General features: G+C 58.5%; 23 protein-coding genes and 1 tRNA gene. 12 read left to right on the forward strand and 12 right to left on the reverse strand.

The features are described from left to right. Nucleotides 1-122: 122 nt before the first annotated feature. The 3 genes from ACR3ES_RS15885 to ACR3ES_RS15895 all read left to right on the forward strand — a co-directional run bounded on the left by ACR3ES_RS15885 (nt 123) and on the right by ACR3ES_RS15895 (nt 4,652). Complete coding sequence (locus ACR3ES_RS15885; protein ID WP_170435559.1) at nt 123-1,421, forward strand: capsular biosynthesis protein; 1,299 nt, start codon at nt 123-125, stop codon at nt 1,419-1,421. Nucleotides 1,422-1,514: 93 nt separating this feature from the next. Then, nucleotides 1,515-2,648, forward strand: coding sequence for a polysaccharide biosynthesis/export family protein (locus ACR3ES_RS15890; RefSeq protein ID WP_480423853.1), 1,134 nt, complete (start codon nt 1,515-1,517; stop codon nt 2,646-2,648). Nucleotides 2,649-2,651: 3 nt separating this feature from the next. Further along, nucleotides 2,652-4,652 (forward strand): capsular polysaccharide biosynthesis protein, encoded by a 2,001-nt coding sequence (locus ACR3ES_RS15895; RefSeq protein ID WP_170435557.1) that lies wholly within the window; start codon nt 2,652-2,654, stop codon nt 4,650-4,652. An 8-nt stretch (nt 4,653-4,660) separates the two neighbouring features. On the opposite strand, the gene ribD is transcribed toward ACR3ES_RS15895, so the two are convergent. The 10 genes from ribD to ACR3ES_RS15945 form a co-directional block, all read right to left on the reverse strand. Then, entirely contained in the window at nt 4,661-5,761 is a 1,101-nt protein-coding gene (gene ribD, locus ACR3ES_RS15900) for a bifunctional diaminohydroxyphosphoribosylaminopyrimidine deaminase/5-amino-6-(5-phosphoribosylamino)uracil reductase RibD (protein ID WP_480423855.1), read from the reverse strand. Next, entirely contained in the window at nt 5,758-6,228 is a 471-nt protein-coding gene (gene nrdR, locus ACR3ES_RS15905) for a transcriptional regulator NrdR (RefSeq protein WP_170435555.1), read from the reverse strand. The genes ribD and nrdR overlap by 4 nt, the downstream gene beginning before the upstream one ends. A gap of 119 nt (nt 6,229-6,347) precedes the next feature. Further along, nucleotides 6,348-6,761, reverse strand: a complete 414-nt coding sequence (locus ACR3ES_RS15910) for a secondary thiamine-phosphate synthase enzyme YjbQ (protein WP_170435553.1) — start codon at nt 6,759-6,761, stop codon at nt 6,348-6,350. Nucleotides 6,762-6,782: 21 nt separating this feature from the next. Beyond that, nucleotides 6,783-7,187, reverse strand: a complete 405-nt coding sequence (locus tag ACR3ES_RS15915; RefSeq protein ID WP_170435551.1) for a hypothetical protein — start codon at nt 7,185-7,187, stop codon at nt 6,783-6,785. 79 nt (nt 7,188-7,266) lie between these two features. Beyond that, nucleotides 7,267-7,815: a DUF4166 domain-containing protein gene (locus tag ACR3ES_RS15920; protein ID WP_170435549.1), complete on the reverse strand. Its 549-nt coding sequence runs from the start codon at nt 7,813-7,815 to the stop codon at nt 7,267-7,269. Next, a complete protein-coding gene (locus ACR3ES_RS15925) occupies nt 7,816-8,256 on the reverse strand; it encodes a thiol-disulfide oxidoreductase DCC family protein (protein WP_480425504.1) in 441 nt (146 codons plus the stop codon). It abuts the gene before it with no gap. Nucleotides 8,257-8,439: 183 nt separating this feature from the next. Further along, nucleotides 8,440-10,428, reverse strand: a complete 1,989-nt coding sequence (gene rpoD, locus ACR3ES_RS15930; protein ID WP_170435545.1) for an RNA polymerase sigma factor RpoD — start codon at nt 10,426-10,428, stop codon at nt 8,440-8,442. Nucleotides 10,429-10,542: 114 nt separating this feature from the next. Continuing rightward, nucleotides 10,543-12,492 carry a DNA primase gene (dnaG, locus tag ACR3ES_RS15935; RefSeq protein ID WP_170435543.1) on the reverse strand — a complete coding sequence of 650 codons (1,950 nt, stop codon included), beginning with the start codon at nt 12,490-12,492 and terminating at the stop codon, nt 10,543-10,545. An 80-nt stretch (nt 12,493-12,572) separates the two neighbouring features. Continuing rightward, nucleotides 12,573-12,869 (reverse strand): hypothetical protein, encoded by a 297-nt coding sequence (locus ACR3ES_RS15940; RefSeq protein WP_170435541.1) that lies wholly within the window; start codon nt 12,867-12,869, stop codon nt 12,573-12,575. A gap of 143 nt (nt 12,870-13,012) precedes the next feature. Beyond that, nucleotides 13,013-14,443: a Glu/Leu/Phe/Val family dehydrogenase gene (locus ACR3ES_RS15945; RefSeq protein WP_170435539.1), complete on the reverse strand. Its 1,431-nt coding sequence runs from the start codon at nt 14,441-14,443 to the stop codon at nt 13,013-13,015. A 327-nt stretch (nt 14,444-14,770) separates the two neighbouring features. Between ACR3ES_RS15945 and ACR3ES_RS15950 the strand changes: the two genes are divergently transcribed. From ACR3ES_RS15950 to ACR3ES_RS15960, 3 genes are read left to right on the forward strand one after another with little or no spacing between them, the layout of a single operon-like run. Continuing rightward, nucleotides 14,771-16,531: a pilus assembly protein TadG-related protein gene (locus tag ACR3ES_RS15950; protein ID WP_170435537.1), complete on the forward strand. Its 1,761-nt coding sequence runs from the start codon at nt 14,771-14,773 to the stop codon at nt 16,529-16,531. Then, nucleotides 16,528-17,106 carry a TadE family protein gene (locus ACR3ES_RS15955; RefSeq protein WP_170435535.1) on the forward strand — a complete coding sequence of 193 codons (579 nt, stop codon included), beginning with the start codon at nt 16,528-16,530 and terminating at the stop codon, nt 17,104-17,106. The genes ACR3ES_RS15950 and ACR3ES_RS15955 overlap by 4 nt, the downstream gene beginning before the upstream one ends. Next, complete coding sequence (locus tag ACR3ES_RS15960) at nt 17,093-17,677, forward strand: hypothetical protein (protein ID WP_170435533.1); 585 nt, start codon at nt 17,093-17,095, stop codon at nt 17,675-17,677. Before ACR3ES_RS15955 ends, ACR3ES_RS15960 begins: the two co-directional genes overlap by 14 nt. Here the strand turns inward: ACR3ES_RS15960 and ACR3ES_RS15965 are convergent. Next, the gene (locus ACR3ES_RS15965; protein ID WP_170435531.1) at nt 17,674-18,150 is read right to left on the reverse strand and encodes a hypothetical protein; all 477 of its coding nucleotides are present in this window, start codon (nt 18,148-18,150) and stop codon (nt 17,674-17,676) included. The genes ACR3ES_RS15960 and ACR3ES_RS15965 overlap by 4 nt on opposite strands. Nucleotides 18,151-18,307: 157 nt before the next feature. On the opposite strand from ACR3ES_RS15965, the gene ACR3ES_RS15970 reads away from it, so the two are divergent. After that, the gene (locus ACR3ES_RS15970; RefSeq protein WP_170435529.1) at nt 18,308-19,219 is read left to right on the forward strand and encodes a pirin family protein; all 912 of its coding nucleotides are present in this window, start codon (nt 18,308-18,310) and stop codon (nt 19,217-19,219) included. 27 nt (nt 19,220-19,246) lie between these two features. Here ACR3ES_RS15970 and ACR3ES_RS15975 read toward each other — a convergent pair whose 3' ends face one another. Continuing rightward, entirely contained in the window at nt 19,247-19,834 is a 588-nt protein-coding gene (locus tag ACR3ES_RS15975; RefSeq protein ID WP_170435526.1) for a TetR/AcrR family transcriptional regulator, read from the reverse strand. An 80-nt stretch (nt 19,835-19,914) separates the two neighbouring features. Between ACR3ES_RS15975 and ACR3ES_RS15980 the strand changes: the two genes are divergently transcribed. From ACR3ES_RS15980 to ACR3ES_RS16000, 5 genes are all read left to right on the forward strand, one after another. Beyond that, nucleotides 19,915-20,184: a hypothetical protein gene (locus ACR3ES_RS15980; RefSeq protein WP_480423858.1), complete on the forward strand. Its 270-nt coding sequence runs from the start codon at nt 19,915-19,917 to the stop codon at nt 20,182-20,184. A gap of 126 nt (nt 20,185-20,310) precedes the next feature. Continuing rightward, nucleotides 20,311-21,597 (forward strand): homoserine dehydrogenase, encoded by a 1,287-nt coding sequence (locus ACR3ES_RS15985; RefSeq protein WP_170435522.1) that lies wholly within the window; start codon nt 20,311-20,313, stop codon nt 21,595-21,597. A gap of 71 nt (nt 21,598-21,668) precedes the next feature. Next, a complete protein-coding gene (glpX, locus tag ACR3ES_RS15990) occupies nt 21,669-22,652 on the forward strand; it encodes a class II fructose-bisphosphatase (RefSeq protein WP_170435519.1) in 984 nt (327 codons plus the stop codon). Between the two features lie 93 nt (nt 22,653-22,745). Beyond that, nucleotides 22,746-24,488: a single-stranded-DNA-specific exonuclease RecJ gene (recJ, locus tag ACR3ES_RS15995; RefSeq protein WP_170435517.1), complete on the forward strand. Its 1,743-nt coding sequence runs from the start codon at nt 22,746-22,748 to the stop codon at nt 24,486-24,488. Between the two features lie 109 nt (nt 24,489-24,597). Further along, a tRNA-Glu gene (locus tag ACR3ES_RS16000) sits at nt 24,598-24,672 on the forward strand. The last annotated feature ends 161 nt before the right edge of the window (nt 24,673-24,833 follow it).

The following is a 24,833-nucleotide window of genomic DNA, read 5'->3' on the forward strand; positions in this document are numbered from 1 at the left end:
TAGCCTGTGCCTGACACTCAACGCCGAGGTAAGCCCATGCGCCAGCCCGGGCAAGCCCCACCTTGCCCGGAAAGGCCGAAACCGGCATAGTTTTGACAAAAAATACAGATAATGCAGGTGAGATGCAGCAAGCGCCAATGAATTCGAACTCACGGGTCTTCCTGTTCCTACAGGGGCCACATGGGCCGTTTTTCAATGGCCTGGGACGCATGTTGCGCGCATCCGGTGCTCAGGTCTGGCGCGTTGGGTTCAATGCCGGCGACAAGGCGTTTTGGTTCAATAAGGCATCTTACATTCCGTTTTGTGGCACACCCGAGGACTGGCCTGCGGCGTTGATTGACATCATCGTTGGGCGCGGTGTCACAGATATCGTGCTTTACGGTGACACACGCCCGATTCACGCCCGCGCCGTTGAAGTCGCAAAATCGCGGGGCGTGACCGTTCATGTCTTTGAAGAAGGGTACCTGCGGCCTTGGTGGGTCACTTACGAACGGGACGGCTCGAATGGCCATTCGCGCCTGATGTCGACGGATGTCGATCAGATGCAGCGCGCGCTGGCCCAGTCTGACACGCAGACACCGCCGCCGCCGTCGCATTGGGGCGATATGCGACAGCATATCTTTTACGGCGCGCTGTATCACTGGTTTGTCCTGTTCCTGAACGGCCGGTACCGCAACTTTCGCCGCCATCGGGACTTGCCTGTGTCTCGGGAATTCTGGTTGTATTTCAAACGCCTGTCCCTGATGCCATTTCATCGAATTCAACGCGGATGGGCGAATGCGCGGGTCCGCAAGGGCGGATTCCCATACCACCTTGTGCTGTTGCAGCTGGGGCATGACAGTTCGGTGCAATCGCACTCCGACTACTCCGGCATGTGCGAGTTTCTGGAACAGGTGATTGCGGGCTTTGCCAAAGGTGCGCCACCACATCACCGGCTGGTGATCAAGGAGCACCCGCTGGAAAACCACCGTGAGCCGTTGCGCCGCAGGGCGCGCCAGTTGGCGCGGGACCATAGCATTTCGGACAGGGTTCACTATGTGCCGGGCGGTAAACTTGCCGGACTGCTGGATGAGGCAAGCTCGGCCGTGACCATCAATTCGACGGCTGGTCAGCAGGCTTTGTGGCGCGGGATTCCGCTGCGCATCTTTGGCCGGTCGGTTTATGACAAACCGGAGTTTGTCTCGCAACAGCCGATAGAGGCGTTTTTTGCGGACCCGACCCCGCCCAACAGCGAGGCGTACCGCCACTATCGCCGCTTCCTGCTGGAAACCAGCCAGGTTCCGGGCGGCTTTTATTCGCGTCGTGGCCGCCGCCAATTGCTGCGGCGCGCCGCCGATATGATGCTGAAGGACAAAAACCCCTATCAATTTGTCCTGACAGGCAACGAGGCGCAGACGCCACAGTTGAAAATCGTTAAGTAAGCAGCTGCAACCGTTGCTGGAACACGGGCCTCAAACCGGGTAGCCTGCGCAAAACAGAATACAAAAAACAACGACGATTGAGGATATTCGGCAGTGCAGTGCTTTCCAATCCGATGGATACGGGGGGTTTCCCTTGTGGCCGCATTTGGCATGCTTGCGGCGTGCCAACTTCCGAAATCCGGCCCCAGCAAGACCGAAATTCTCGCAGGATCGGTCGAAAACGGCGGCAACGCCTTTGTTGTCGAAGTTGACGACCGCGTGGCAAAAGCGACCGCGGCGATACCGCAGTTTGGCTTTTCGTCCTCCTTCAGAAGCGCGCAAAGCCTGACGGCAGATACCGTTCGTCCGGGCGACGTTCTGGGTCTGACAATCTGGGAAAACGTCGATGACGGCCTGCTGTCCGGTGAAACCGGGGCGGCCACTGCGCTGGAGCAGGTGCAGGTCGACAGTGAAGGGTTTATCTTTGTGCCCTATGCCGGACGCTTGCGGGCGGCAGGCAATACCCCCGAGCAACTGCGTGTTCTGATCTCGAAGGAACTCGAGGAACAGACACCGGACCCTCAGGTCGAAGTGCGGCGCGTCGCTGGCGATGGGTCGACTGTGTCTCTGACCGGCACGATAGGGGAGCCTGGCATCTATCCAATCGAACGACCCACCCGTACCCTGCTGGGCATGCTGTCTCAGGCGGGCGGGGTCTCCGTCGCCTCGGATATCGCACTGGTGACGCTGATCCGCGGCGATCAGAGAGGCACCGTCTGGTACGAGGACCTGTTCCGAAACCCCAAACTGGACGTTGCACTACGCGGCGGCGACCGCATCCTCGTGGAAGAGGACAGCCGGTCCTACATCGCGCTTGGTGCCACGGGCGGGCAGTCGCGTGTGGCCTTTGACAGCCAGGATTTGACGGCCCTAGAAGCTTTAGCGCAGGTGGGCGGCCTGCTGACGCTGTCGTCTGACCCAACCGGAGTGTTTGTTCTGCGCGAAGAACGACAGGATGTTGCCCGCAACGTCATGGGTCGTCAGGATCTGCAGGGGGATCAGCGCATGATCTACCTGCTGAATCTGACCGCGCCCAACGGCCTGTTCATAGCGCGCGATTTCGTGATCCGCGACGATGATACGATCTATGTCACCGAAGCGCCCTATGCACAGTGGAGCAAGTCGATCTCGCTCATCGCCGGCGGGCTGACACCGCTGGCAAATGTTACAACACTGACCGGAAACTGATCCGTGGGTCATGGCCCGGACACCGTGGCCGAAGCTGAGCGCGCAAGGCTGTTCGTTTACAATGGCGGGTTTCTGACCAATCGCCGCATCCGCCGTATCCTGTCGCTGGTCGGTTATGACATCCGGCTAGGCCTTCCGCAGCAAGGGGACTATGTGGGCGTCTGGGGCAACAGCCCCACATCGCATCGCGGGCGGCATGTCGCGGACAAACGAGATACTCCCATCCTTCGGGTCGAAGACGCCCTTCTGAGGTCTTTGCATCCCGGACGCAGTGGCGAGGGACCGCTCGGCCTGTTGCTGGATCGGTCCGGCTTGCATTTCGACCCGAAAACGCCGTCAGACCTGGAAAATCTCCTGTCCACTCACCCGCTGGATGACACGGCGCTCTTGAACCGGGCGCGCGGCGCAATTGAACGGATGAAGGACCTGCATCTGAGCAAATACTCGGCCTTTGATCCGGATGTCGCGCCGCCAGACCCCGGTTATGCGCTTGTGATCGACCAGACACAGGGCGATGCCGCTGTGACGGCCAGCGCGGGGGATCTTGCACGGTTCCGCGAGATGCTGGTCATGGCACAAGAGGAAAACCCCGGCGCGCGGGTTCTAATCAAGACCCACCCGGAAACACTGGCCGGTCACCGCATGGGTCACTTCTCGGATCAGGATGTGTCAGAAAGGGTCTCGATTCTGCGGAACCCGATCAGCCCATGGCCACTACTGGATGGGGCAATCGCGGTCTACACGCTGTCGTCGCAACTGGGGTTCGAGGCGATATTGGCCGGACACAAACCGCGCATCTTTGGCCAACCATTTTACGCCGGCTGGGGGCTGACACAGGATGAACACCCAGTCCCGCGCCGACGCCGCAGCCTGACCCGAGCACAGCTGTTTGCGGCCGCAATGATGCTGTATCCGACCTGGTACGACCCGTATCGGGATCGGCTATGCGATCTGGAAACGATTATGGACACGCTAGAGGCGCAGACACGCACCTGGCGAGAGGATCGCAACGGGTGGACGGCGTCTGGGATGCGCCTTTGGAAACGAAAGCACCTGCAACAGATGTTTGGTCAGCATCGAAAGGTTGAGTTCACGACGACGACCCCGCCTGTTTCAAACCGACCACATATGGTGTGGGCCAGTCAGGCGCGCGATACCAGTGACGTGATCCGGGTGGAAGACGGGTTTTTGCGGTCTCGCGGGTTGGGGGCCAACCTTGTGCCTCCGTTGTCGCTCGTGACCGATGATCTGGGCATTTACTACGATCCGACACATCCCAGCCGGTTGGAAGAACTGATCACACTGCGCGAGACGTTGCGCCCCGATCAGGACCGCCGCGCCGAGCGCCTGATCTCCGAACTGCTTTCAGAAGGTGTAAGCAAGTACAATACTGGGCAAGCCTGCCCGCCCCTCCCCGATGGGTACCGCATTCTGGTGCCGGGGCAAGTCGAAGACGACGCTTCGATCCTTTTGGGCACCAGCACCGTTCGCACGAACCTGGATCTGTTGCGTGCGGCCCGTGCGGCAAACCCGGATGCCGTTGTGATCTACAAACCTCATCCCGATGTCGAAGCCGGCCTGCGCGAAGGCCGGATTGAGGCCCAAGGTTTAGCGGATGTCATCGTCACGGATGCAGATCCCGCCGCTCTGCTGTCGCAGGTAAACGAGGTGTGGACCATGACCTCGCTGCTGGGATTCGAGGCCCTGTTGCGAGATGTTACAGTCACGACATTGGGGGCTCCATTCTATGCCGGGTGGGGTCTGACAAAGGATCTCGGCACGGTTCCGGCGCGGCGCGGCGCCCGGCCATCTTTGGCGGGGCTGGTACATGCATCCTTGATTGACTATCCCCGGTACATTGACCCTGTGACCGGGCTTCCCTGCCCCGTCGAAGTGGCGGTCGAGCGGTTGGCCGCTGGAGAGACCGGACGATCAGGCCCGCTGAACCGGATTCTGTCAAAGCTTCAGGGTGCGCTGGCGACACATGCGCATTTTTGGCGATAAGACCGGCTTTAGCCTGTCGCGCGTCGCCATCGGTGCAGGATGTCATCCTCGACCGCCCGCGTTTCGATCAACTCGAACCGGGGAGCGGCGTCCAGGCTCTCCAAACCCAGCGCTCCGACGGCGGACAACCCTTCGGCCCCGATCGTGAGACCTGCTGTGAACCCGGCAAGCTCATCCACCAGATCCTCGGCCAACAGCGATGCAGCCAGTGCGGCGCCGCCTTCGCAGAACACCCGCGTCAGACCGGCTTGTCCCAACTGTTGCAACAGATCCGCTGCATCGATGTGATGTTCCTGTACGGCGCATTGGATCAGCCGCGCCCCCAGTCCTTCCCAGGCGCGGGCCCTCTCTGCATCCGGGGACGGCCCGTGACACAGCCAGACCGGCGTTTCAGCCGCCGTACGCGCCAGTCGCCCCATCAGGGGCAAATCCATGTGGCGCGAAACCACGACCCGCACCGGCTGATGCGAAATTCCCAGATCGCGCACGGTCAGCGACGGGTCATCTGCCCGGGCGGTACCTGCGCCAATCATCACCGCGTCATGGCGCGCGCGCATCGCGTGAACGGCCCGACGCGCCCCGGGACCTGTAATCCACTGGCTATGTCCGCTTGCTGTTGCAATCCGGCCGTCGAAACTGCTGGCCAGTTTCAAGGTCACAAAAGGCCGGCCCTGTTCGGTTTTCAACAAGAAACCCGCCAGGTCGTATTCCGCCTGTTCAGCCAGAACACCCGTCACAACGTCGATCCCTGCCGCGCGTAACATCTCAAAGCCCTGCCCCGCCACCCGCGGGTCACTGTCTTCGATAGCAGAGACCACGCGCGCCACGCCGGCCGCGATCAAAGCCTCGGCGCAGGGGGGTGTCTTGCCATGATGGGAACAAGGTTCCAGTGAGACGTAGGCTGTCGCACCACGGGCATCTGGCCCGGCTTGTTTCAGCGCTTCGGTTTCAGCGTGTGGGCGTCCACCGGGTTGGGTCCACCCACGACCGATGATCCGGTCATCCCGCACGATGACACACCCAACCGACGGGTTGGGCCAGCACACGCCTTGTCCGCGCTGCCCCAAAGACAAGGCCAGCGCCATGTATCGCTTATCTGTGTCGGTCACTCGTCCGTCGAAGGCTGCGGCGGGCGCAACTCGTGGACAAACTCCTCGAAATCATCGGCCGCCTGGAAATTCTTGTACACACTCGCAAAGCGAACATAGGCCACGGTATCAATCCGCGCCAGAGCTTCCATAACGATCTCACCAATTTTACTCGACGGGATATCGGTATCGCCCATGCTTTCCAGCCGGCGCACGATTCCGGAAATCATCTGGTCGATCCGATCCGGGTCTATCGGGCGTTTCTGCATCGAAATACGGATCGAGCGTTCCAGCTTGTCGCGGTCGAAATCTTCCCGTTTCCCGTTGCTCTTGATGACGACCAGATCGCGCAACTGAACGCGTTCATAGGTGGTGAACCGCCCGCCGCAAGCGGGACAGAATCGCCGCCTGCGGATCGCGACGTGATCTTCCGCCGGCCTTGAATCCTTGACCTGAGTGTCGATATTTCCGCAAAACGGGCAGCGCATCCGCCGTCTCCTCGTCCCTAGTTCGGCCTCATTTGTAAGCGCTGCGGCTTACTTATCCACAACTATAGGACAGCCGCTAGAGTTTGGGTAGTCGGAATTTTGAACCGCTAAATGAAGGGTCACCCCAGATGCGCCGCGACACGGCGTGTATGTGGTGCGCTGCGGTGTTCCACCAGATAGACACCCTGCCATGTGCCCAAGACAGGCTGGCCCCTGGACACCGGTATCGACAGGGATACCGGCATCAGCGCAGCCTTGATATGGGCGGGCATATCGTCCGGTCCTTCGTAGGTGTGACGCAGATATGCCATGGACGGGTGATCAGAGGGCGGCACCAGCCTGTCGAAAAAGGCCTGCAGGTCGGTCCGGACCTCAGGATCGGCATTCTCCTGTATCAACAGCGAACAGGAGGTGTGGCGAACGAACAGCGTTAGAACGCCATCCGCCGCCGTGTCACCCAACCAGAGTTTCACGTCTGTTGTGAACTCGTACAGCCCTGCTCCTCGGGTCTGGATCGTGAACTCAGTTTGCATTCACCTTGTCTCGGTTTTCATTCAGTTGTTAAAAAACGGTCTGTAGTTACACCGGGCATTGGCCGCTGACACCGACATGCTGGAGCCAGGGACAAAGCTGGATGTGACAATACTGGATTGCTGCGGCGTTACACCTGTTGGCTGTTTGATCGAAAACTGAACCGCCGTCCGGCGACCGGTCGTGACGCTGGGTCCGTAGCCGCGCAATACATAGATCGGTTGTTGCCAGCCAGCGCCCAGCTTGCGACGCGCAAAGTCTGCTGCCGCGCACCAGTACCCTTCGGTGAATTGATCAGCTCTGGGGATGACTTCAAAATCTGTGCCGTTGATCGGTTCGGTCCGGTATCCGTTCGGAGCGGCCTCGGCAGTGGCAGGAATACCCAACGCAAATGCGGCGAGTGTGGCGGTGATCATCATCTGTTTCATCGTCAACATCTTCCTTATTTGAATGTCCAGTTTATCTTAGACCTTTGATGCCGCAGGCACAGATCGCATCACAATCATTTCAGGCACGGGCAGACGCAGCGTGATCGGGCGTGAGCCAACCTTGATATCGGATCAACAGGCCCAGACCGGGCGCGCTTGCCGAGACATCAAACCGAAACCGGCCATGCTCGTCCTCCCACTCAGTCGTCGCGGATCGCGGCAACAGAAAGGCCGGGATTGGAATACCAAGAACGCTCAGACGTTTGATTTCAATCATCAATCCTCGACCGTTTGAGACTGGTTGTAACTGTACAGCAAACGGACCGAGCTGCTCCCGGACGCATCCGGTTTTGCCATCAAAGGTCAATGTAGACTGTGTTATGTGGCCTCCGAAATTGCGTTCCCATGACCAGCGCGATCCAGTGCGTTGAATTGTGAGGCGCACGTGTACATCCTCGCCACTCGGAGGAAACCGCACGATGCGCAACACCATTGCGACCAGCCACCCTTTGCCGCGTTGGATCCGACACCGCCCGATATAGACGCCTTCCGAACTGTGCAACGTTCTCACCGGATCGGGCAAGCGGATCTGCGACGGCAAGGCCTGCAAAAAGGGGTCGGGCGTCACTCAATATCCCTCTGGGGCAAATCGTGACCGCGTGGTCTCATCAGGCACATGACACAGTTCGGCACGTCCGAAGATGGCATATCGGTTGCTGGCAATCGCACGATACAACGGGTCTTTGAGGAACGCAGGAAAGAAACGGCAGAGCGCCAACACCGACCACAGCCCGGGCAGACTGCGCATGGCAGCAGCAAACGCATCCAATCGCTGAAAGACGGTGCCATTCACGATCACCAGGTTGGTGACAAAGTCATCTGTCGGCAGCCCAAACTCTCGATACAGCCGTTGGCCCAGAGGGGACTGCGCTGTTGCAAACTGAAAAAGCCTGTTCCGGTCATGTTTCAGCATGAACCTGAAAAAGCCCGAGCACAGGACACATTCGCCGTCAAAAACAATCAGATTCCGATTGTCGAACAGATTTGAGTCTGCACAACCTGGCATCATTCCCACGCAAGTTACCAAAGGGTGCCGCGATGGTGTCACGCGGGTGGTAAAACGGCAATGCGACATACGGGGTCACGGCGCATTGAGCGGCTATCCGATGTCGGACTGATCTACCTTGCAGGTTGTCAGTACTGGTCGTCCAGTGGTGCAAAAAAGGCGCCTCGGTCTGAGGCGCCTTGATCCTTATTGATCCAAGAAGGATCGCAGTTTGCGCGATCTGCTGGGATGTTTCAGTTTGCGCAGCGCTTTCGCCTCGATCTGACGAATACGTTCGCGGGTCACGCTGAACTGCTGTCCGACCTCTTCCAACGTGTGGTCGGTATTCATCCCGATGCCAAAGCGCATCCGCAGCACCCGTTCCTCACGCGGGGTGAGCGAAGCCAGAACCCGTGTGGTGGTTTCCTTGAGGTTTTCCTGAATGGCGCTGTCCAATGGCAGCACGGCATTCTTATCCTCGATGAAATCGCCCAGTTGGCTGTCTTCCTCGTCGCCAATCGGCGTTTCCAGCGAGATCGGCTCTTTGGCGATTTTCATCACCTTGCGCACTTTCTCAAGCGGCATCTGCAACTTCTCAGCCAGTTCTTCCGGCGTCGGTTCGCGGCCGATTTCGTGCAGCATCTGACGGCCGGTCCGGACCAGCTTGTTGATCGTCTCGATCATATGTACCGGAATACGGATCGTCCGCGCCTGGTCCGCAATGGACCGCGTGATCGCCTGACGAATCCACCAGGTCGCATAGGTCGAGAACTTATAGCCCCGGCGGTATTCGAACTTGTCCACCGCCTTCATCAGGCCGATGTTCCCTTCCTGAATAAGATCAAGGAATTGCAAGCCGCGGTTCGTGTACTTTTTGGCAATCGAGATCACCAGACGCAGGTTGGCTTCGACCATTTCCTTCTTGGCCTGACGGGCTTCTTTTTCACCCTTCTGCACCTGCTGCACGATGCGGCGGAATTCGCTGATATCCAGACCGACATACTGGCCGACCTGGGCCATGTCGTTGCGCAATTCCTCAACCTTGTCGGTCGAGCGTTCGATGAACATCTGCCAGCCCCGGCCCGGCTTTTCCGCCATCTCGGTCAGCCAGTTCGGGTCCAGTTCGCGCCCGCGATACGCGTCGATGAATTCGCGACGGTTGATGCGGGCCTGATCTGCCAGCTTCACCATGGCGCTGTCCAGCGACATGATCCGGCGATTGATGCCGTACAACTGATCGATCAGAGCCTCGATCCGGTTATTGTGGAGGTGCAGACCGTTCACAAGCTCGACGATTTCAGCCCGCAGCTTCTGATAGGTCTCTTCGTCCTTTTTGCTGAACGAACCGTCTTCGTTCAGCGTTGCGGAAATCCGGCTGTCCTGCATTTCCGACAGTTGCGAAAAGTCGGTTGAAATGCGTTCCAGCGTGGTCAGAACCTGATCTTTCAGTGCCGCTTCCATCGCGGCCAGTGACATGTTGGCCTGTTCGTCTTCGTCGTCATCATCGTCGCTGACAATCGGGTTGCCATCAGCATCCAGTTCCGGCCCTTCGTCCTTGGCGGGCTTTGCGGCTTGAACGGCCGATGTGTCGACGACCGGTTCTTCAACGTCACCATCCTCGCCCATCTGGTTCCCAAAGGTGGTTTCCAGATCAATGACGTCGCGCAGCAGGATGTCCTCGGACAGCAATTCATCATGCCAGATGGTGATGGCTTGGAAGGTCAGCGGACTTTCGCACAGCCCGGCGATCATGGTGTTCCGGCCCGCTTCGATCCGCTTGGCGATGGCGATCTCGCCTTCGCGGCTCAGCAGTTCGACACTGCCCATCTCGCGCAGATACATCCGCACCGGGTCATCGGTGCGATCCAGCTTTTCGGTCGCGGCACCGGCCAGCGCAACTTCGCGGTTGCTTTCGGTGGTGACCAGTTCGGTCGAGCCTTTCTGCTCTTCCTCCTCAGCCTCTTCATCTTCGATGATGTTGATGCCCATCTCGGACAGCATCGACATCACGTCCTCGATCTGTTCCGAGCTGACCTGATCAGGCGGCAGGACCTGATTGAGCTGATCGTAGGTGATGTAGCCTCTCTCGCGGGCCTCTGCGATCATCTTCTTGACCTGGGCCTGGCTCATGTCCAGCGAGATTTCCTGTTCCTGCTCGTCGGATTTGCGGTCTTCGTTCGTATCCTTGGCGGCCATTCAATGCTCCTGCAGGGATGGGTGATTCGTTAGGGGCGAATCATTAGCGCGTGAAAGTGATTCGGCCACCCATTTACCCGTTTTTCTTTTCAAGTGCCTTACGAAAACACCACTTTAACGCTGTTTTCGCTCGTATTTGATGCCGGACATGATTGCTTCAAACGCATCTTTCTCGTCGCGACTGATTCGCGCACCGTTATCCGCGATGTCGAATACGGCCTTGTCCTCGTTCTGGCTGCGACTCGTGCGATTGCGCTCTTCGGCGGCCTGAGCCAGCCGGAACGTCAACGCCTCGTCAGCCAGATCGGACAATTCCTCTGCAGCTTCGGCAATCTCAGCATCCAACCCCCGGAGCGCTTTGATTTTTGCGAGTTCCTCGGCCAGCGTCATCTCGGCCTTTTCAACGTCGCCCGGTTTGAACACACAGGGGATCACTGCCACATGGCGAAGGCCCAGCAGCTTTTCAAGGGCGTCAGGGCCCAAAGTTGCAACGATATGCTCTTTCAGGTGGTCCGGGTCCTCAATCGCATGGCGCAAGACAGCCTGCCGCAGGGCCGCATGATCGGGATGGTGACACTCCATATCTTCCAATTGATGTTCGAACTGGACGACAACCTCGGGGTTGAGAATGGCGATGGCCAGTATGGCAGCTTCGCGCAACTGAATTTCGGCGTTCTCCGAGGACGCCAAAAATGACGCCCGTGCGCCGGGCGTGGCGGGCTGTTTCGGTTGCTGCCACTTGCCGCGCGGTTGCCACTGCTGGGTCTGCGAGGCACGCAGCGGCCGAAACAATTGCCAACGCAGGTCCTTGATCTCTTGCCCGTAATGCGAGCGGATTGACGGATCCCGGATCAGCTTGATTTTTTCCCGCAGCGATTTGTCCAGCGCCGCTTTCCGTTCGGGGCTGTCGAACACTTTGCCTTCGGTTTCCCTTTGCCAAAGCAGTTTGACCATCGGGATTGCGCCCTCCAGCACGGCCTGCACCGCCCCGGGCCCCTCGGCGCGCAGCAGGTCATCAGGGTCTTTGCCATCGGGCATCAGAGCAAAGCGCAGCGACTTCCCCGCCTCCAGCAGTGGCAGCGCCAGATCAACCGCCCGCAGTGCCGCGCGCAGACCCGCCGTATCACCATCCAGGGCGATGATCGGCTCGTTTGAGATGTGCCAGAGCAAGTTCAACTGGTGTTCGGTAATCGCGGTGCCCAGCGGAGCAACGGAGGCCCCAAAACCAGCCTCGGCCAGCGCAATCACGTCCATATACCCTTCGGCCACGATCAAAGGCTGACCTTTGCCCGCCGCCTGCCGGGCGGGTCCATGGTTGTAAAGGTTGCGCCCCTTGTCGAACAGTTCGGTCTCGGGCGAATTCAGGTATTTCGCATTGTCGTTCGGGTCCATCGCGCGACCGCCAAAGGCGATACATCGCCCACGCGCATCTCGGATCGGGTACATGATCCGGTTACGGAACGTGTCATAAGGTTTCTTGCCCTTGTTTGACGGCTTGGCCAGCCCTGCATCCAGGATCAGGTCCTCGGCAATACCCTTTCCACGCAGGTGATCCCACAGACCCTGCCAGCCATCGGGCGCAAAGCCAATTTCCCATCGATCCAGCGCGTCTGCGTCGAGGCCCCGGCGGGTCAAATAGTCCCGCGCCGCGTTGCCTGCGCCGGTTTTCAGCTGCAGGCGGAAGAACTGCACCGCCTGTTCCATCACGTCAGCCAGCTGGGATCGGCGATCCTGTTTCTGCTGCGCTTTTGGATCACGGGCCGGCATGGACATCCCGGCCTCGCGCGCCAGAATCTCAACCGCTTCGATGAACGAGACATTCTCGGTCTCTTTGACAAAGCTGATCGCGTCGCCTTTGGCGTGGCACCCAAAGCAATAATAAAAGCCCTTGCGGTCATCCACGTGGAAGGATGCCGTCTTTTCTTGATGGAACGGGCACGGTGCCCACATGTCCCCCTTACCCTGATTGGACTTGCGCGGATCCCAAACAACCTTGCGTCCGACCACCTGAGACAGGCTCAGCCGGGTCCGCAACTCATCCAAAAATCCAGGGGGCAAAGACATGCGTCAAACTTGGCAGAATCCGGGGCGCACGCCAAGGGTCTGACGCGCGGTTGTCCACAGTGAAATCGAAGGGCTGTGGATTACTGCTGCAAACACAGCTCCAACCAGGCCGCGCCCAGGTCTTTGTTGCGAACGTCGCGCATCTTTTGCTCGTAGACCCAGGGCGTGATCAGGGGGACCGCCGCATTGTAATTCTCGGGCCAGGCCGGGCTGCTCTCCGCAACGGCTTGAGGCACGTCCCGCTCTTTGACTTTGTCCAGACGGGCCTTCTGGATCGCCGCCACGACATCGGCCTGATACTGACAACTCTGCTCTTTGGATTCGGCAGCAGCCAGAGGGGTGGCCAGCGCAGCAACGGCGATAGCAATACGCAACATAGAGATCTCCCGGATTCGTTTCTTGGTCACAGCTTAACCGGGCGCGGCAAAGCCTGCCATCTCCCTTTTCCCATTTGCGGGTGGTCGTGATGCTATTTCCTGTCGGCAACCCGGCCAAGCCGGATTGCCTTATCGCACAGTCCTCAGAGGCCTTTCGCGCGGTAGCTTTTCGAAACCCGGTCAATGGCCACGATATAGGCTGCCGTTCGCAGGTCCTCGACATCGTTGCGACTGTGCCAGACCTCGCGCATGGACTGATAGGCGATACGCATTGTGTCATCGAGACCGGAACGCACCAGTTCAAGTTCACCCGCACCTTTGAGGTATTTGGATTTGAAATCCGGCGACATTGTCCAAGCGTCACCCAGATAGCGGTCCAGGCGCTCCAATTCACTGACGATCAATTCATGCCGCGCCTCTTCCTGACGGCGCTGCATGCGGCCAAAGCGAATGTGGCTAAGATTCTTGACCCATTCGAAGTAGGACACGGTCACACCGCCGGCGTTGGCGTACATATCCGGAATGATCACCGTCCCCTTCTTGCGCAGGACTTCGTCCGCGCCCGCCGTTACCGGGCCGTTTGCGGCCTCGATGATCAGCGGCGCTTTTATACGCTCAGCGTTTTCCAGGTTGATGACGCCTTCCAAAGCGGCCGGAACAAGAATGTCGCAATCCGCCTCAAGAACCGCCCCACCTTCGGCAGAATGCGTGGCGTCGGGATAGTCACTGACGCCCCCATGTTTGACGATCCAATTGCGGACCGCTTCGACATCGATGCCTTCTGGATTGTAGAGCGCACCATCCCACTCAATGATGCCGACAATGATCGACCCATCTTCTTCGCTAAGGAACTTCGCGGCATGGTATCCCACGTTGCCAAGACCCTGCACCACAACACGCTTGCCATCCAGTTTGCCCGACAACCCAGCCTTTTGAACGTCTTCCGGATTGCGGAAGAATTCGCGCAGGGCGTATTGGATGCCACGACCCGTCGCCTCGACGCGGCCCGCGATCCCACCCGCGTTCAGCGGCTTGCCGGTGACGCAAGCCCGCGCGTTGATATCGGTCGTGTTCATCCGCGCGTACTGATCCGCCATCCAGGCCATCTCACGCTCGCCCGTGCCCATATCGGGGGCCGGGACGTTTTGCGACGGGTTGATCAGATCGCGCTTGGCCAACTCATAGGCGAAGCGCCGGGTGATCTGTTCCATTTCATATTCTTCGTATTTGCGGGGGTCGATGCACAGGCCGCCCTTTGACCCGCCAAACGGGGTTTCGACCAGCGCACATTTGTAGGTCATCAGCGCCGCCAGCGCTTCAACCTCGTCCTGGTTCACCGCCAAAGCATAGCGAATACCACCTTTCACAGGCTCCATATGCTCGGAATGAACCGAACGATAGCCCGTGAATGTATGGATTTCGCCCCGCAGCCGGACACCAAACCGCACGGTGTAGGTTGCGTTACAGACCCGGATCTTCTGCTCCAGCCCCGGCGGCAGATCCATCAGAGATGCCGCCCTATTGAACATCAGATCAACACTCTCGCGAAAGCTGGGTTCTTTGATGCCGGTCATGAATTCCTCCGTGTCGGTATTTGACGAATGTCATGACGTTTTGTCGCACCGCTGACCGATCCCTGCAATCTCCTAATGCACTTTTTTCAGGCATTTCATGTACAAGCGACCAATGGTAAACGAGGTGAGTCGCTGAACCACACGCAACCCCGATATTGTTTTGCATGATGAAACAAAGGGGTCAAAGTTCGCAAAACTGCGGCCAATTTTCATTCAATAATAGCATCATAGTGGCGATGGTGCCCAAATCTCGCCACGATCCGCATCTAAATTATTAAAGCTGCGAACAACTGGATTCAGTGTGTCTGACCAGTAGAGGGACTCGTTATGAACAATTTTGTTTGGAAGTCGATATTAACAAAGTCGAAGCGGGCAGACACCACCCGACCCGCGTCGGAATCCTTCGTGAAATCCGAAGATGGCTTGATGACTCTTTTGGCTTTGGGTCTGATCATGGTTGTGTTCGCCACAGCAGGTTTTGCCGTCGACATCATGCGTTTCGACCATGAGCGGGCGAGATTGCAGTATTCCCTTGACCGGGCCGTTTTGGCGGCCGCCGACCTTGAACAGGACCTTTGCCCAAAGGTTGTGATTGAAAGCTACCTGGAGAAAGAGGGCCTCAAAAAGTACCTGGTGGGGGATCCGATTGTCACGCCAGATCTCTGCGGTTCTCAAGCGGTGACGGTAAATGGGTATCGACGCGTTGAAGCTAGCGCGCAAATGGACGTCAAAATGCACTTCATGCAGTGGTGGAACGTCGACCACATCACCACCTCGGTGGTTAGTGTCGCTGAAGAAGCGATTGGCAATGTTGAAATCTCCCTAGTCCTTGACGTGTCGGGATCAATGAATAACAACAATCGCCTGACCACGCTGAAACTTGCCGCTCAAGACTTCGTGCAGGAAATGGTCGACAAAACCGAAGACGGCAAACTGTCGATCTCGATCGTTCCCTACGCGACGCAGGTTTCGCTGCCGGATTATCTAATGAACGAATTGTCCACATTTGGGACAAACGACCATGCAAATTGCATCAATTTCACCAGCCCTGAATTTTCAACATCGGCGTTTGATCTTGACATGATCCGCGAGCGCACAATGCACTTCACGCCATGGGGTACCTATGACCGGAGACCGGACGGTCTGATTGTATATAGCGAGGTTTGCGAGAATTCGCCCAACCGTGAGATCATGGTCCTTCAAAAGGATGCAGACGTTCTCAAGCAAAAAATTGCAGACTTCAGCGCAGCCGGGAACACGTCAATCGATCTTGGCGTGAAGTGGGGGCTGACCCTTCTGGACGATAGTTTCCGGCCGGTTATCGCCAAGCTAGCGGCAAATGGTGATGTTCCTGCCGAATTTGCAACCCGTCCCGCCAGTGTCGCGACGGGTGACACAATGAAAGTCATGGTCCTGATGACGGACGGGTCTAACACAACACAATACTGGGTAAACGAACCCTATCGTTCGGGGCAGGCAAATGTTTGGTGGAACGACGACGAGAAGATTTACTCGTACTTCGATGTCGACAACAACAACTTTATTTGGCCGGAGATTCCAACAGCTGTCTACGACTATGATGAGGGTTGGTACTGGGTCCGCGGCTCGCGCCAAGGACATGCTTATGGAAACGGCAACTACCGCCAGTATCGGTGTCGCTCCTATTCGTCCTACTACGGTGCATGCTACGATGTCGATTACGACACGTACGAAGATATTGTCGAGAATGGCACAGCCATATCACTGACTTGGCCTCAATTGTGGGAAAGAACGACGCGACGCGAAATCCGCGACATGCTGCGAAGCGCTTATGGTTGGGACTATGGAACGGATTGGTACAATGCAGCGGTTTCCACAAGTAGCCGCTCTCAAAAAGACCCCCGTGTAGAAGCCATGTGCGCCAAAGCCAAGGAAGAAGACAATGTTGTGATCTTCACAATCGCTTTGGAGGCCCCCTCAGCTGGCAAGAGCATTCTGAAGAAGTGCCAGAGTGATGACGGTGCCTACTATGAAGCCACGCCAACAAACCTTCCGGATGTATTCGCTTCAATTGGATCGAGCATCCGTAACCTGAGGCTGACACAATGATCAGACGTTTGTTCAGGAGACTGCGCCTGTTTCGGCGCGACGAAGAAGGCATGGCAACCATTGAGTTCGTCATGTGGTTCCCGATCTTTATTATGACGACTTACTCTGGTGTTGAACTTGGAATCGTCGCGTACAACCATGCGAATTTGGAGCGCGCCTTGGATGAAACGATCCAGGATGTCCGGATGAATCACATCTCAAAGTATACAGTTAATCCGGAGGAGGGGTGGACACACACCTTGCTAAAAGAAATCGTTTGCGACAAAGCCGGCGCGATCCCAGACTGCTTCGAAAACCTGGCGCTCGAGATGACGTCGATCGATCCTTTTAAGGGTAACCCCATGCTGTCGGGAGAGTTTGTAAACCCTTTCTGTGTCGATACGCCGGAAGATGTTCGCGGGAAGAAGGATCAGATGTTTTCGCCAGGAGCTGCAAATGAATTGATGGTCATTCGCGCTTGTGTCGAGATTAAGCCGTTGTTCAACGGAACCACCTTGGGAAAGTTGGCACAGCGCGACCCGGATGGTCAGTACGAACTGCACGCAACAACGGTGTTTGTCCATGAGCCAGCTTAATCAAATACTGCGCCGATCTATTTTGGGTTTCTTCGCTCGCTTCTTTCACAAACAAGAAGGCGTTGTCAGTATTGAGGCCATTATTGTCTTTCCGCTGCTGTTTTGGTCAATGTGGACCGCGTATACCTACTTCGATGGTTACCGTCAGGGTGCGCGCAATCTAAAAGCGGCCTTTGCCATTGCTGACATTCTATCGCGAGAGAAAAGTGACGTGAACGCACAGTACATCACATCGATGTATGAGTTGCAGCAATTCATGATTGCGGACCGCTCAGCCGTCTCGATGCGCATTTCGTTTGTCCGTTGGGATGAAGATGATGAGCGCCACTACCGGTTGTGGTCTTGCGTGCGCGGTGAAAGCTTCGAAAAACTGAACAACGAAACCGTTCTGGACTTAGCCGATCGGCTTCCGGTCATGGCGGACAACGCCAGGATGATCCTCGTAGAGACCAAAGACCTGTACACACGCCCTTTTAAAATCGGTTTTGGTGACCATCAGTTTGCAATTGACAAATTTATTTTCACTCAACCGCGCGGCTACACCAACATCAAAGCGACGGATGATTGCTAGACCCCGTCCCTATCCGCCAGCATCGCGGACAGCATCTCGGACATAAACTTGGTTTCGGCGGCGGCTGTCATGCCTCCGACACCGATGCGATGGCCCAAGCGCCACCAGAGCCCCGGCTCCCAAGTATTCACACCCTTGGTACCTGTCCGGACCAGGAAACCATTTGATGGTTTGAATGCAAACGCGCCCCGGTCAACCGCCTCAACGTCTTCAACGCGCGCGATCACGCGCCCCGACCCCGTGCGCAATTCCAGGCGCGTGAGTTCGATCCGGTCCATTGTCGCGTGCCACATGCGGTAGGCCAGCCAGAACGACGCTCCGCCGACGACAAACAGGAACACTTGCCAGACCGGCTCGGGCGGAGATGCAAGGGCGACATAGATCACCAGCGCTCCGACGATGGACAACATCCCCACCCCAGCCCATCGACGGGGCGACGACGCCTGAACCGTCGCGAGCACTTCATCCTGCATACATGCCTCCTGTCTGCTTTGGTCTCCCTTAACGGCTTTTCCCTGCGAACAACAGAGCGACAGATCATGATCAAATCTGCACAGTGAAGGTGTTTCTGCGCAAATTGACTGTGTACATGCAAGGCTTACATGCGGTCCAAGATTTCAGGAGGCCATCATGTCCCTAAGACCCACGCTTGAAACGCGCAAAGCCATGCCCACGATGGAAGGGGCTGGCGTCAAGCTTCACCGCGCATTCGGGTTTCAGGATCCGTCCGAACTCGACCCGTTTCTCCTGTTTGACGATTTCAGGAACGAGCACCCGCAGGACTATCAGGCCGGGTTTCCGTGGCATCCCCACCGCGGAATCGAAACCATAACGTATGTTCTGGCCGGGACCGTCGAGCATTCGGATTCGCTCGGCAATAGTGGCACGTTGGGGGCCGGGGACGTTCAGTGGATGACGGCCGGGTCCGGGATTTTGCATCAGGAAATGCCGCACGGCAACACATTAGGCCAGATGCACGGGTTCCAGCTGTGGGGCAATCTGCCTTCGGATCAGAAAATGACGGCCCCGCGCTACCAGGATGTGCAAGGCAAGGATATTCCTGAAGTCGTCGATGACGATGGGACATCTGTGCGTGTCATCGTTGGTGAGTTCTGGGGCCAAACCGGCCCGGTCGATGGGATCGCGGCGGACCCGCAATATCTGGATATTCACGTTCCACCGGGCGTGAAAAAGACCTTTCGTGTTGACACGTACCGCCGCGCCTTTGCCTATGTGTTTCAGGGCGCGGCGGCCTTTGCCGATGCCTCTGCACCCACCGGCGTGTTGCTTGAGAAAGAAGTGGCTGGGCAAGAAGTTAACATTCGGGACATGTCAGGTAATCGCACGCTTGTTCGCTTTGGAACAGGCGATGAAATCACCGTGCAGGCCGGTCCCGAAGGCGTCAGGTTCCTGCTGATCTCAGGCGCGCCGATTGATGAGCCTGTGGCCTGGCACGGCCCGATTGTGATGAACACCCGATCAGAGTTGGAACAAGCCTTCCGGGACCTGCGCAACGGCACGTTCATTCGTCCCGCGCATTGACGACACTGCGGCCGGGCCCGGATCGGGTCAGGCTGTCACTGCGCCGCGCACCATCTCCCAGTAGATCTGCTCGACCTCGTCCAGCGACAACCGCCCCCCTGCCCTGTACCAGGTCATTACGCCGTTCAGCATGGCGATGACTGCCAGCGTCGCAATCTTGGTATCCGTGATCGAAAACAGACCCGCCTTCTGCCCATCACTCAATATGGATTCGAGCGAGTCCTCGTACCTGCGCCGCAGATTTTCGATCTCGGTGAAGTTTTCGGGCGTCAGGTTCCGCAATTCCATATAGGCAATGAACACCTCGTCCGGACGCTGGAGATGGAACCGGATGTGAAATCCAACAAAACGGCGCAGGTCTTCTTCGGCGTCTGTGCTGGTCTCGAGCGAACGATATGTTTCCAGAAGTTCCTGCATATGGTCGCGCATCAAGCGGTACAACAGGCTTTGCTTGTCGGGTGTATAATTGTACAGCGCTCCAGCCTGCACACCCACCTCGCTCGCGATCTGTCGCATCGACACCGCCGCATAACCTTGCTGCGCAAACAACCGCAGCGCGGCCTTACGAATGCGCGGCCCTGTGATATCCGAATGTGAACCCTGTGTTCTTGCCATGAACCCACCGTATATGAACAGTTGTTCAAATAGAACCCTGCTTGAACCGGAGTCGCAAAAGGTGCATCACGGTGGTGCAATTGACGCTTAAAAGGTTCGCGATGAAACCTCTGGCCGTATCGGTATTGATCTTGATTTGCGCCGGATGCGCCGACGTCCCGGAACTGGACGGCAGCGAACCGCCCTCGGTCAAGGCCGCGCCCTATCCACGGCTTATCCCGCTGCAGGACACGCTCGGGCCGCCTTTAGACCCGGTCAATGAGGCTACGGAGGTTGAGGACGAGTTGACCGCACGCAGCGAAGCACTGGCGGCCAAAGCCCGTGCGCTGCAAACCGCGCAAACCAACTGAGCGCTTGCGCCTTTGACCCTTTGCGGGCCCTTGACGGATTGCACCCTCGGCCTGAACCGGCTAAGGCAGCGCTGATCGGACAAAACGTCCAAAATCAAGCAGGTCGAGCGGAAAGGACCCCACGGGATGACACAGGCGTTGCGGCTGGGAATTGCAGGCTTGGGCACTGTTGGAGTGGGCGTGGTAAAGATTGTCCGTCGTCATGCAGACCTGCTGCAGGCCCGCACAGGGCGCCCGGTCGTGATCACGGCGGTTTCGGCGCTGAATGCGGACAAAGACCGTGGTGTCAGCCTGTCGGACTATGCCTGGGAAACCGACCCTGTGGCTTTGGCGCAGCGGAACGACATCGACGTCTTTGTGGAACTGATGGGTGGCGAAAACGGCCCGGCAAAAGCGTCAGTCGAAGCTGCGCTGGCCACTGGCAAGGATGTGGTCACCGCCAACAAGGCGTTGCTCGCGATCCATGGTCAGGAGCTGGCGGAACAAGCCGAAGCAGCCGGCCGTGTCATTCGCTTTGAGGCGGCGGTCGCCGGTGGTATCCCGGTGATCAAGTCTCTGACCGAAGGTCTGGCCGGAAACGATATCACCCGTGTGATGGGCGTCATGAACGGCACCTGCAACTACATCCTGACCCGTATGCAATCGCAACAGCTGGGCTATAACGCCCTGTTCGAAGAATGCGCCCAGCTTGGGTATCTCGAGGCGGATCCCAACCTCGATGTGGGCGGCATCGACGCTGCACATAAGCTGGCCCTGTTGTCATCGATTGCGTTTGGCACAAAACCGAATTTTGACGGGATCGAGATTGAAGGCATCCAGCAGATCAGTCTGGACGACATCCATCAGGCCAGCGACATGGGATACCGCATCAAGTTGCTGGGAGTGGCGCAGCGGACGCCGCGCGGTCTCGAACAGCGCATGCAGCCGTGTCTGGTGCCCAGCGACTCGCCGCTGGGTCAGCTCGAAGGCGGCACCAATATGGTCGTGATCGAAGGCGACGCGGTCGAGCAGGTTGTCTTGCGCGGCCCTGGCGCCGGCGAAGGCCCAACCGCCAGCGCCGTGATGGGCGATGTTTGCGATCTGGCGCGTGGCCTTCATGTCCCGACATTCGGACGCCCTGCTGCGTCTCTGCAAGAAGCGAGACCGGCCCGTACTGGCCTGCCCGCCCCCTATTATCTGCGCCTTGCCTTGCTGGACAAACCCGGCGCACTGGCCAAGGTCGCCGCCATTCTCGGCGATGCCGGCGTGTCCATCGACCGGATGCGCCAGTATGCGCATTCCGAAACTACAGCCCCGGTTCTGATCGTGACTCACAAAACCACCCGCACAACACTGGACCACGCGCTGGACGGGTTGCGCACAACCGATGTGGTGTCAGGCGACCCGGTCGCGCTCCGTATCGAAAAGGTCTGACCCCTTGCAGCCTGCGGCGCGTGCAGGCTATGCCAGACACACCGTCTTTACTGACCAAAGGATTACATCGCATGACAGCCGCCAAGATCGATTTTAACGACCGTTTGCTCTCGCTTGGCCTCGCCCGGGTCGCGGAACAGGCTGCACTTGCCTCGGCGTCGCTGGTTGGGCGCGGAGACGAAAAAGCCGCTGATCAGGCGGCGGTGAACGCGATGCGCGAACAGTTGAACATGCTGGATATTGCAGGCGTTGTTGTGATCGGTGAAGGCGAGCGGGACGAAGCGCCGATGCTGTATATCGGGGAAGAGGTTGGCACCGGAAGCGGCCCCGGCGTGGACATCGCGCTGGACCCGCTTGAGGGCACCACGTTGACCGCCAAGGACATGCCAAATGCGCTTACAGTGATTGCAATGGGCCCGCGCGGCTCGATGCTGCATGCACCCGACGTGTACATGGACAAGCTGGCAATTGGCCCGGGCTATGCCGAGGGCGTCGTCACCCTGGACATGAGCCCGCGTGAACGGGTCGAGGCGTTGGCCAAAGCCAGAAACTGCGCCCCGACAGATATCACAGTGTGCATCCTGGAGCGCCCGCGTCACGAGGCAATGATTGCCGAGGTCCGCGACACCGGCGCGGCCATCCGCCTGATCACCGATGGGGACGTGGCAGGCGTGATGCACTGCGCCGAAAGCGAGGTCACCGGCATCGACATGTATATGGGCCTGGGTGGCGCGCCCGAGGGCGTGCTGGCCGCCGCCGCACTGAAGTGTATGGGGGGTCAGATTTTTGGGCGCCTGACGTTCCGCAACGACGATGAACGCGGCCGCGCCGCCAAGGCGGGTATCACTGATCTGGACCGTATCTATGCCCGGGACGAGATGGTGACAGCGGATGTGATCTTTGCCGCCACCGGCGTCACCGGCGGCTCGCTGCTGCCGCGTATCAAACGAGAACCCGGATGGGTTGAGACCACAACGTTGCTGATGCGGTCCAAAACCGGGTCTGTACGCCGCATGTCCTATCGGACCCCGATGTGGCCCCATGATGCCGCATAGCGGCTTGCGCCGCGGCCTTCGGCGAGAGTATTTGTGAAAAGATGAAGAGGCCGGGTCCAATGGGGTCCGGCCTTGATCGTAAAGGGGAACAGGTTGAGCTTTTTGGGTGTCGAGCAGTCCCTTACGGGCAGGCAATGGGTTGGACCCGCACCCGAGGTTGAACGAGCGGCAGCGATGCTGGCTCAACAGGTCGACCTGCCCCCAGCCGTGTGTCAGGTTCTGGCCCGACGCGGCGTATCGCCCGCAGAAGCTCTGAGCTTTCTGAACCCCAAGCTGAAAGAGCTGTTGCCCGACCCACGTACGCTGAAAGACATGGAAACTGCCGCTGCGCGGTTTCTGACCGCAGTGCGGCAAAAACAACGCATCGCCGTTTTTGCGGATTACGATGTGGACGGCGGCAGCTCGGCCGCGTTGCTGATCGTCTGGCTGCGCCAAATGGGTCTTGAGGCGACGCTCTATGTGCCCGACCGCATCGATGAGGGGTATGGGCCGAATGTGCCGGCCATGCGTGACCTCGCGCAAACCCATGATCTGATCCTGTGCGTGGATTGTGGTACCCTGAGTCACGATCCGATCTCTGCCGCCAGTGCTGCGGATGTGATTGTTCTGGATCACCATCTCGGTGGGGAAACCCTACCGGATTGCGTGGCGGTGGTGAATCCGAACCGGCAGGATGAAAGCGGCGAACTGGGTCACCTCTGCGCAGCTGCTGTGGTTTTTCTGATACTGGTCGAGGCCGGGCGGCAGTTGCGCGAAGCGGGCGCCAAAGGCCCCGATCTGATGTCGCTGTTGGATCTTGTCGCGTTGGCCACGATTGCTGACGTCGCGCCGCTGATCGGCGTCAACCGGGCGCTGGTGCGGCAGGGCCTCAAGGTTATGGCGGCCCGAAAGCGCCCGGGCCTGGTGGCTCTGTCAGACGTCTCCCGGCTGGATTCTGCGCCCACCAGCTATCACCTGGGGTTTGTGCTGGGTCCGCGGGTGAATGCGGGCGGGCGGATCGGTCAGGCTGATTTGGGCGCCCGTCTGCTGAGCACCAGTTCTCCGAGCGAGGCCGCCGCGTTGTCCCAACGGCTAGACGCGTTGAATGCAGAGCGGCGCGACATCGAAAACACCGTGCGTGCGGCGGCATTGCAGCAGGCCGAAGAGCGTGGACTGGACGCCCCTCTGGTCTGGGCTGCCGGCGACGGCTGGCATCCGGGGGTGGTCGGCATCGTGGCCTCGCGCCTCAAGGAGAGCGCAAACCGCCCTGCGATCGTCATCGGCTTTGACGGGGACGAGGGGAAAGGCTCGGGCCGGTCGGTGTCCGGTGTGGATTTGGGGGCTTCGGTGCAACGGCTGGTGTCCGAAGGGCTGCTAGTCAAGGGCGGCGGTCATAAAATGGCGGCGGGCCTCACCGTTATGCGCGATCAGTTGGAACCTGCAATGGCGCGTCTGAGCGACCTGTTGGCCAAACAGGGCGCGGGACGCGGCGGTCCGGCAGATCTGGAGCTGGACGGCACCTTGATGCCCGGCGCGGCGACCGTGGGCCTGATCGAGCAAATCGAACAGGTCGGTCCGTTCGGGGCCAGCGCCCCTGCCCCGCGCTATGCTTTTCCGGACCTTCAGGTTCGGTTCGCAAAGCGCGTGGGCGAGACACATCTGAAACTGTCGCTGTCAGACGGAATGAACGGCAGTCTCGAGGCCATTGCCTTTGGCGCATTCGACGGTCCAATGGGTGAGCGTCTGTCCAATCACGGCGGCGCGCGGTTTCATTTCGCCGGGCGTCTCGAGGTCAATTCGTGGGGCGGTCGCCAAAGCGTGCAATTGCGCCTGGAAGACGCGGCAGAGGCGAGTTAGGCTGTGTTTCAACCCGGCTTGATTGCCACCAAAAAACTTTAACACCGCTGCATTTTTCGGCTTGCGGGGGTGCAGGTGAAACCGTAAAAGGCCCTCCACAAGCCAGCGTGGCCCGTTCGTCTATCGGTTAGGACGCCAGGTTTTCAACCTGGAAAGAGGGGTTCGATTCCCCTACGGGCTACCATCAACCCATCTTTTTAAAATAAAATTATACACTTAGCGTATCACCACCTTCTCCGCCCAAGTATTAAACTGGAAAGCGAAGACATACAAACGGCCCCGAAGACACGCGCAACCGCCCATGAAAGCGTGATTAAATACTTCTCCATATCCGATCAACTGATG

The sequence above is a fragment of the Ruegeria sp. B1 genome (assembly GCF_056535885.1).

Excerpts from the sequence above, each read along its gene's own strand:
- ACR3ES_RS15970 (WP_170435529.1), top strand. The coding sequence starts at position 18,308 with ATGTCCCTAAGACCCACGCTTGAAACGCGCAAAGCCATGCCCACGATG.
- ACR3ES_RS15945 (WP_170435539.1), bottom strand. The coding sequence starts at position 14,443 with ATGACCGGCATCAAAGAACCCAGCTTTCGCGAGAGTGTTGATCTGATG.
- ACR3ES_RS15955 (WP_170435535.1), top strand. The coding sequence starts at position 16,528 with ATGATCAGACGTTTGTTCAGGAGACTGCGCCTGTTTCGGCGCGACGAA.
- ACR3ES_RS15885 (WP_170435559.1), top strand. The coding sequence starts at position 123 with ATGCAGCAAGCGCCAATGAATTCGAACTCACGGGTCTTCCTGTTCCTA.
- ACR3ES_RS15950 (WP_170435537.1), top strand. The coding sequence starts at position 14,771 with ATGAACAATTTTGTTTGGAAGTCGATATTAACAAAGTCGAAGCGGGCA.
- ACR3ES_RS15965 (WP_170435531.1), bottom strand. The coding sequence starts at position 18,150 with ATGCAGGATGAAGTGCTCGCGACGGTTCAGGCGTCGTCGCCCCGTCGA.
- ACR3ES_RS15985 (WP_170435522.1), top strand. The coding sequence starts at position 20,311 with ATGACACAGGCGTTGCGGCTGGGAATTGCAGGCTTGGGCACTGTTGGA.
- ACR3ES_RS15960 (WP_170435533.1), top strand. The coding sequence starts at position 17,093 with ATGAGCCAGCTTAATCAAATACTGCGCCGATCTATTTTGGGTTTCTTC.
- rpoD (WP_170435545.1), bottom strand. The coding sequence starts at position 10,428 with ATGGCCGCCAAGGATACGAACGAAGACCGCAAATCCGACGAGCAGGAA.
- dnaG (WP_170435543.1), bottom strand. The coding sequence starts at position 12,492 with ATGTCTTTGCCCCCTGGATTTTTGGATGAGTTGCGGACCCGGCTGAGC.
- ACR3ES_RS15915 (WP_170435551.1), bottom strand. The coding sequence starts at position 7,187 with ATGAAACAGATGATGATCACCGCCACACTCGCCGCATTTGCGTTGGGT.
- ACR3ES_RS15910 (WP_170435553.1), bottom strand. The coding sequence starts at position 6,761 with ATGCAAACTGAGTTCACGATCCAGACCCGAGGAGCAGGGCTGTACGAG.
- glpX (WP_170435519.1), top strand. The coding sequence starts at position 21,669 with ATGACAGCCGCCAAGATCGATTTTAACGACCGTTTGCTCTCGCTTGGC.
- ACR3ES_RS15925 (WP_480425504.1), bottom strand. The coding sequence starts at position 8,256 with ATGATGCCAGGTTGTGCAGACTCAAATCTGTTCGACAATCGGAATCTG.
- ACR3ES_RS15940 (WP_170435541.1), bottom strand. The coding sequence starts at position 12,869 with ATGTTGCGTATTGCTATCGCCGTTGCTGCGCTGGCCACCCCTCTGGCT.
- ACR3ES_RS15975 (WP_170435526.1), bottom strand. The coding sequence starts at position 19,834 with ATGGCAAGAACACAGGGTTCACATTCGGATATCACAGGGCCGCGCATT.
- nrdR (WP_170435555.1), bottom strand. The coding sequence starts at position 6,228 with ATGCGCTGCCCGTTTTGCGGAAATATCGACACTCAGGTCAAGGATTCA.